At 42.5% G+C, this 7875-nt stretch carries 7 protein-coding genes; all 7 read right to left on the bottom strand.

Translation table 11 applies throughout. The features are described 5' to 3' along the window. Positions 1 to 448: 448 nt before the first annotated feature. The 7 genes from FC14_RS08765 to FC14_RS08735 all read right to left on the bottom strand — a co-directional run bounded on the left by FC14_RS08765 (position 449) and on the right by FC14_RS08735 (position 7719). Positions 449 to 826 (bottom strand): DUF956 family protein, encoded by a 378-nt coding sequence (locus FC14_RS08765; protein ID WP_056977479.1) that lies wholly within the window; start codon positions 824 to 826, stop codon positions 449 to 451. Positions 827 to 908: 82 nt separating this feature from the next. Continuing rightward, entirely contained in the window at positions 909 to 1820 is a 912-nt protein-coding gene (locus FC14_RS08760) for a PTS system mannose/fructose/sorbose family transporter subunit IID (protein ID WP_056977477.1), read from the bottom strand. A 20-nt stretch (positions 1821 to 1840) separates the two neighbouring features. Next, the gene (locus tag FC14_RS08755) at positions 1841 to 2647 is read right to left on the bottom strand and encodes a PTS mannose/fructose/sorbose transporter subunit IIC (RefSeq protein WP_056977475.1); all 807 of its coding nucleotides are present in this window, start codon (positions 2645 to 2647) and stop codon (positions 1841 to 1843) included. Between the two features lie 20 nt (positions 2648 to 2667). Next, positions 2668 to 3660 (bottom strand): PTS sugar transporter subunit IIB, encoded by a 993-nt coding sequence (locus tag FC14_RS08750; RefSeq protein ID WP_056977473.1) that lies wholly within the window; start codon positions 3658 to 3660, stop codon positions 2668 to 2670. Positions 3661 to 3714: 54 nt separating this feature from the next. Further along, positions 3715 to 4209 (bottom strand): PTS sugar transporter subunit IIB, encoded by a 495-nt coding sequence (locus FC14_RS08745; protein ID WP_056977483.1) that lies wholly within the window; start codon positions 4207 to 4209, stop codon positions 3715 to 3717. A gap of 290 nt (positions 4210 to 4499) precedes the next feature. Next, positions 4500 to 7319, bottom strand: a complete 2820-nt coding sequence (locus FC14_RS08740) for a sigma-54-dependent transcriptional regulator (protein ID WP_056977471.1) — start codon at positions 7317 to 7319, stop codon at positions 4500 to 4502. Positions 7320 to 7395: 76 nt separating this feature from the next. Beyond that, positions 7396 to 7719 carry a hypothetical protein gene (locus tag FC14_RS08735; RefSeq protein WP_156655797.1) on the bottom strand — a complete coding sequence of 108 codons (324 nt, stop codon included), beginning with the start codon at positions 7717 to 7719 and terminating at the stop codon, positions 7396 to 7398. Positions 7720 to 7875: the final 156 nt, after the last annotated feature.

Raw genomic sequence — 7875 nt, 5'->3', positions numbered from 1 at the left:
CCTACACATTTGGTTTGTCTAAAACTTTGTTCAGTTTTCAAAGATCTACTCATTAATAATTCGTTATCGCAATGATAACTATTATATAATAACAATCATCATTTTGAATGTCAAGGATTAATTTTGAATAAAAATTCAATCCTTTAACCCTTGTGACAACTTTTATATCATATCAACGAGAAACAAAGTTGTCAAGAATTATTTTTAATTAACTTATCAATCACATTTCGTAACTGACAACGATATTTATAATACAGGCTTTCAGGTTCTAGGTCAAGCTTTTTTGCCAAAAAAATTAACTTTGTTTACTAAAAAAGATGTAAGAGTTTTAAAGCTGAATATTCCTGCATTAATTGCAAAATTATTCGTTTTATGAAGAAAAAAGCGGTCTAAACACCTCTTTGCTAACAGAAATGTTCGGACCGATTTTTAACTTAAACGCAACTTGTTAGTTCTTTTTCTTAAATAAGGCACTTGTCCCTCGCTTTATTACCTGGAAGAAAGAAAGCGACCGGTACATCTTCTCCTTACCAATGTGGCTTCGAACTGCCCGCAAAACAGCTTTAACCTCCTTAGCAGCGAAGATAAAACTGCCATCAGACTTGGTTTTGATAGAAAAACGGGGAATCCACTTGCCACCAAATAAGACCGACACGGTCACACTCTCAATTTCTTCCCAGGGAATCTGCACAAAGTTACTAACCTTCTTATCATCATAAAACTCAAATCCAGCATTCCCAATCATGATTTTGCCATACTGGGCAAAGCCGGCATACGAGGTCCCATCAACAACTATTTCAACTTTGGAATTAAGTGATTCTACCATAAAAAATCCTCCTTACCCTCAACTATACTAAAAAAAGGGGCGGGAAAAAACACTTTTCCGCGTCCCTTTAAGAAAGTAATGATTAAAGTAAACCAATTACGTGACCAACAACCCCGACAACGAATAATGCCAAGATGATAACGATTGGAGAAACTTTCTTCTTTAATAACCACATGCAAAGCAAAGTAAGAAGTAAAGCAGCTAAACCAGGGATTAATTGGTCTAAGTTGTCTTGTAAAGTAGTTACTTTGTACTTGTCTAGTGATAAACCACTGCTGTATTGAGTGATTGCTTCCTTGATACCAGCAGCACCTTTTGGTAGGTGATCCCAGTCAATGTAAGCACCCTTTTGTTGTTGAATCTTTGAAACAACTGGTGTGAACTTGATTGATACCCACCGTTCAACTAAGGCACCGATAATGAACATCCCGAGCATGGAAGCCCCACGGGTAACCTTTTGCAATAAACCACCGGAAAGGTCATCTGTAATCTTAGTCCCTACACGGTAACCAAATTCTTGGGTGTACCAAATGAAGCCCATCCGAATTAAGTTCCATAATACGAAGAACAAGATTGGTCCTAAGATGCTACCACCTAAAGCTAAAGATGCACCCAAGGCACCTAAGATAGGACGAACAGTAAACCAGAAGACTGGGTCACCAACCCCGGCTAAAGGTCCCATCATACCAACCTTAACCCCAGAAATAGCAACGTCATCGATTTCAGCCCCGTTAGCACGTTCTTCTTCCAAGGCAAGGGTAACCCCAACAACTGGTGAAGCTACGTATGGGTGAGTGTTAAAGAATTCCAAGTGACGCTTTAAAGCTGCTACTCGGTCTTCTTTGTTAGGGTACAACTTCTTGATGGCTGGAATCATTGAGTAGCACCAACCACCATTTTGCATACGTTCATAGTTCCATGAACCTTGAAGGAATTGGGAACGCCATGCAACTTGCATACGATCTTTTTTAGTTAATTGAACTTTCTTTTCCATTATCCTATTCCTCCTTAATTTTAGTAGTCATCTAAGATGTCGCCAAGTGGGTCACCGCTACCGCCGTTACCACCGTTGCCACCGTTACCTTTAGCTTTTTCTTCAAGTTCAAGGTACATTAAGGCAAGGGAAACACCTAAAGCCCCGATAGCAATCAATGTTAAGCTTGATAAAGCAGCTAACACAAACCCGATGACGAAGAATGGCCAAACTTCACGAGAAGCCATCATGTTGATAACCATAGCGTAACCTACGGCAACAACCATCCCACCACCGATAGCCATACCATCTGTTAACCAAGCAGGCATGGATTCAAGGAAGGCACGCACAGCGCTTGAAGGGATAACTAAAAGTAAAGCAGAAGGAATTGCAATACGTAAACCTTGCATGCAGATAGCTAAAATTTGTAAAGCATCAATTCCGCGCATGTTACCTTTTTCAGCTTGTGTATCCATTAAGTGAATAATAGCAACAGAAAGTGTACGCACAATCATAGTTAAGAACAAACCAGCCACGGCTAGAGGAATAGCAATCGCAATCGCAGTCCCCACACCTTTAACCCCTTGGCCACCTTGAACTAAAATAATAGCAGAAGCAACGGAAGCCAAAGCAGCATCGGGCGCAACCGCAGCCCCAATGTTAGCCCAACCTAAGGCAATCATTTGTAAAGAACCACCTAAGATAACTCCGGCAGTTAGGTTACCTGTTACTAACCCAATTAGCGTACATGCAACTAATGGTTGGTGGAATTGGAATTCATCCAAGATACCTTCCATACCTGCAAGGAACGCTACAATAACAACTAATATCATTGAAATAGCAGACATGTTTATTTCCTCCTTAGAAATTATTTACTTTCGTTCACAAGGTCTTGAGCCTTCTTAAGTAAGCTGTCCATGTTTTCTGGAGAACTTGAAGGAACTTTGCGAACGTCAAATTTAACGCCTAATTCTTTAAGTTCTTTGAATGTATCGATATCTTTTTGATCCATCGCAAGCACTTGGTTAACGTTAACTTTACCGTTACTGTAAGCCATAGAACCAACGTTTAATTCTTTAATATCAACGCCACCCTTGATGGCTGCTAAAGCATCTTGAGGAGTTTCAAAGAGAAGCATTGCTCTAGTATTACCAAAGCGAGGGTCCTTAGCAACTTCAATCATCTTCTTGATTGGAACGGTGTTAGCTTTAACTCCTGATGGAGCGGCTTGAGCAATCATGTTCTTACGCAAGTTATCCTTAGCAACGTTATCAGAAACAACGATAATCCGGTTAGGGTTCATTGCCTTAGTCCAACCTGTTGCAACTTGACCGTGGAGTAAGCGCGTATCAATCCGGGCAAAGACATATTTAATCTTACCGTCACCGATAACTGTTCCTTCTGGGATTGCACCAGTTGGTTGATTGCCTGCAGCAGCTTGCTTAGGAGCTTCTTTTGGTTGAAGTGATTCAGGCATTACCTTAACCCCTTCTTTAGCCGTTTCAATGATATGCGCAGCAATTTCATGCGCTGTGTTCATTGAGAAGCGGGATGCGTAAGCTTCAATTACCATTGGTAAGTTCATACCGGCAACGATTGCCCACTTATCTTTGTGTTGTTCCACTAAGTTGTTGGCCTGGTTGAATGGTGTTCCACCCCAAAGGTCAACTAAGAACAATACTTCTTCATCGTCATCAAAGCTGGCGATTGCTTTTTCCATTTTGGCACGGACATCATCTGGACCTTCATCTGGCTTTAAGATTACGTGTGCGACATTTTCTTGTTTGCCGAAGATCATTTCCCCTGATTGGTAAATCCCATCAGCGAAACCACCGTGACTAGCTAGGATAATTCCTACCATGTTGTATACCTCCCATGTAACAAAATTTGTAGAGTTTGATTTGAGGCGAAGTCATTATTCAACGAGATTGCGTTCGCGTAAGGTTTTCCACAAATCCCACTTTGAATCGGTCGAAACCTTCCTCGTTTCCAAGAGGATGCCTTGGTTATGAATCCAAGTAAAGGCATCAATATCGGCCTGATTCACGGCGATGGTATCTGTGACCATCTTGCGCCCTACCTCAAAACTAAGCGAACCAATATTTAAGGACTTAACCCTAATTCCACCTTGAATCAACCGTTTAGCATCTTGGGGATTTTCGACTAAAATCATCACCCGCAAGCCATAAAAACGAGGATCATGGTAAATCCTAATCATTTTAGCTAGCGGAATCACGTTAGCCTTAGTTCCCGGAGGCGCTGCTTGCATGATGATAACCTTTCGGAGCTCATCCTTGGCAACGCTATCAGAAACAACCAAAATACGGTCAATCTTAGCGGCCTTGGCCCAGTTAGTTGCCACCTGGCCATGAAGTAAGCGACTGTCAATTCGCATTAAGCATACGTCCATTGTCACTGACTTCACCTTCCTCGCGCTCTAACAACTTCTAGCTTACTTTAAAACTGATTCACTTTGCGACGCTAACATTTGCAAAAATTAAAATGAGGACGAAATAATTTCTTTAAAGCTTAGCGTTAGCGTTCTCAAAACTTATCAGTTCTAATTAAGCACCTACGCCTTTTATATAGCAAGATGCGTGCCAACTTTTGTGTATCAACGCTAAAGCCAATGATATCAACTTTAAACAAATTTAAAAAAAGTGTTGATACACTTATCCTTTGTGTATCAACACTTCTGTATCAGAGATTTGCAGCTTGTGTATCAATCAGTTTTATCAGGTAATAAACTTCTGCCAACGACAACTCAATATTCAAAGCTTCCGCAATAATTCCGTTAGCTTGAACTACCAACTCATACTTACTGTCAGCCTTAGCTGCAGCCTCTTCTTGCTTAGTGATTGTTAAACTACTATTTAAGAGGTTACGTTCAATTGCACCGCCTAGGTGCATAATTAAACTAATTCGCATGGCGTTATTAATTTCAAAGTCGAGCCGGCGGTCTAAGTAATCGCAGTAGTCCCATAAGACTTTGACCACTTTCACTGGATTTAAGAAAGTGTAGTACTGTTCTAAGTACTGACTTGCCATCTCTTCCGTTAGTGTATCGGATTCTTCTAGTGAGGCCGTTTTTTCAAAGAGTGGTTCATCTATATTTTCAATCACCTTAATAAATTGCTCGCCCCCACCTTGAAGTAAGTTTTCCAGGGAAACAAAGGGCACATCCAACTTAGGTTGGGTAATCCCGGTGGCCGCAATCACCCGATACTTTTGCTGGAGTTGGGCAATCTTTTCCTCCATGCCCACAACCGAGATTGGTTCAACCAAGATATCATCGACTAAGTTATCAATCAAAATGCGGTCTAACATTTCCTTAATGCGTTTGGCGGTCCCTTCTCCGGTTGAACAAATGGCCACAATTACTTTAGGTCGCTTATCTCCTAAAACTAGGTGATGGGCTTTTTCAGTCAGCTCTTTTTTCGGCGGTTCAATCTGACGCGAATAGCCGTTAAATTCCCGCAGCTCCTTGTAAATTGCATCCAAATCCCGGTCAATTAAGGTGGTCTTGCGAGCAGCTTCCAGGACCATCGCGGTTGTCACCATATCTAGCGACCTCACCTGGACCCCGGTTTCCTTAGTCAACCGTTCACTAAAGGTTGATAGTGACCCCATATCTACTAGCAACAAGACGCCGTTACCCCGGTCTAATTCTCTAACTTCCTGAGCGATTCCCGCCAAGGCTGTTTGGGGACTCATCTCTAGTGACATGTCAAAGGCCCGTAAGTTATCGGCGGATAGGAGTTGTTCGACCACCTGTACCATCGACGAGGCCGTACTTTTACCGTGAGCCGCCACGATAATTCCCACTTGCCCACTGGCGGGACTAGATTTCAAGGAAACCAACAGAATCGCTAAGTAGTAAACCTCCGATTCTGGCACCGGAAAATGGTAGTGTTCCTCTAGTAATTCCTTAACCCGGCCAGCCATCTTTTGTTCCAGAGGATAAGCCTTGACCATCTCAACAATATCAGACGAAACTGCTCTTAGGGGCCGGCCTAGCTGCACCCGCTTAATAAATGAACTAATATGCAGACTCATCGCATATAAAAAGTTACTACTCAAGGCGTAATCATAGTTAGTGGTTAGCTCCTTCATGATTGCCTTAGTAATATCAATAATTTCCTGGTCGACAATTTCGTTTAAGTTATCTTCCGCCTGGGCTATCTTCGCCCCCCGGTAGAAAGTTTTTAAGTGGACGTTAATGTCGGTGAGGATGAAATTATTAATCGCCTCTTGGTCAAGTCCCTCATTTTTTAAAACGGCTGCCTTATCCCCAATAATTTCATAGAGGTTGTAAGGTAACTCGTAACCTCCAGTTGAATCAATCACCTTCGTATCGTTATCAGGGTAGATTGTCATCGTTGGCTCTAATAATTGGGTCAACTCGCCCAATTCCTTCCTATTATTAGCCAACAAAGTTAAGCCGTCCTTGATATTAGGTGGGAGCTGATCAAAGGTAATCTGAATTTCCGTTTGATTCTGCATGTTATTCAAGAATCCTTGCGCACAGACTAACTGGATATTAGATTTTAATTGGCCCACGTTTCCATAGGTAACACTCCCCAGGAGGGCTTGCACTACATTTTCGTTGAGGGTGATATTTTTTTGAATCCGGTTGGCTTCGATAATTAAGAGGTGGCGCAAGAGTCCTAAGCGTTCCCGCATCGTCCGTTGCTTAAAGCTTGGCATCTGAATCGTAATCGGAATCCGGCGCACAAAGGTCGATAGTAAAGAACTCTCTGGATCTTCGGTGGTTGCACACACAATTCTCACGTCCGCATGGTGGGTTTTTGCTGTTTCCCCCAAGCGGTTGTAAGTCCCGTGATCCATAAAGTAAAAAATCATTTCCTGCCCTTCAGGGGGTAAACGGTGAACTTCATCTAAGAAGAGCATCCCCCCGTCAGCTTCTTGAATTAAGCCATCCTTATCTTCATTGGCCCCTGTAAATGAACCTTTGACGTAACCAAACAGATGCGACATCAGCAGCTGCGGATTATGGGCATAATCGGCACAGTTAAAGGTGGTAAATGGCTGCTTCGCCTTAATAATTCCGTTACTGCAAGCAAAATGATACATTGCGTTAGCAAAGTAGGTCTTCCCCGACCCGGTCGGACCGGTAATTAAAACGTTCAATCCATGAGGAGGATACAGGAGTGCCGCCTTAGCCTGTTCAACCTGGGTTTTTAGACTCCCCTTACGCCCGATGATTTTTTCAAATACATCATCACTTGGGGCTACATCTTGACCCCCAACCTGTTTTTCGGCCTGTTTAGGGGTTACCACTTGCTTCGAGCTTTTTCCCTGTCCTTGTAGCTGGTAGCGAACGGGCCGCCCTTTACTTTTGACTAACAACCCTTCGCGCACCAACACGTTTAGTTCCTTGCTAACATTTGACCTCACCAAGTCTAAGGCTACAACTAGCTCCGCAGTTGTAAAACCTTGGCTTACCTGGCTACTATGTTCCTTAATGTAGGTTAAAATCCGTTCCCGTCTCGTTTGCACACTAAATCACCCCATGAAATCCCTTACTTGATAGAGCTAGTGTATCACCTAGATTAGTGTATCGTCAACTTTCACACTAACCAACTAAAAATGCGCCCCACACTGCTTGAGGCGCAACACTTTTATTACGACATTCACCAATCTTAATGCCTGCTTCTCTAACATCTTGCCAAAATGCTCCTGTTAGTTCCATATACTTGCGCCCTCCTGTCTTACTGTGCTTAATTTCATCAATCTTATCCATAATTTGCGCTCCTAACTGGCCAAATGACGCCGGCTGCCTCAATACTAACTGAAAAATTCCTTTGAGTTCATCACTGACGCCTTCACAATCACCACTGGCGTTTAAAATCAAGGTGTGGGTCCCATCATTTAAGTAATCTCCTTCTTCAAAAATCATCTGATAGTGCCCAACCGCTCGTTGTTGCTCAGTAATAAGGGGGTTAAAGGGACACAAGAAGGTAACGTAGGTCTCCTTTAAACTTTGGTAGTTCTCACCGGCTACATGTGGTTGGTCATCAAGGCGTGATAATACTTAGCCCGTTGAGCGACGTTA

Source organism: Ligilactobacillus agilis DSM 20509 (assembly GCF_001436215.1).
In the GTDB taxonomy this organism is placed as follows: Bacteria; Bacillota; Bacilli; order Lactobacillales; family Lactobacillaceae; genus Ligilactobacillus; species Ligilactobacillus agilis.
The sequence above is the reverse complement of the archived record's forward strand: the minus strand, read 5'-3'. Positions and strand labels throughout refer to the sequence as shown.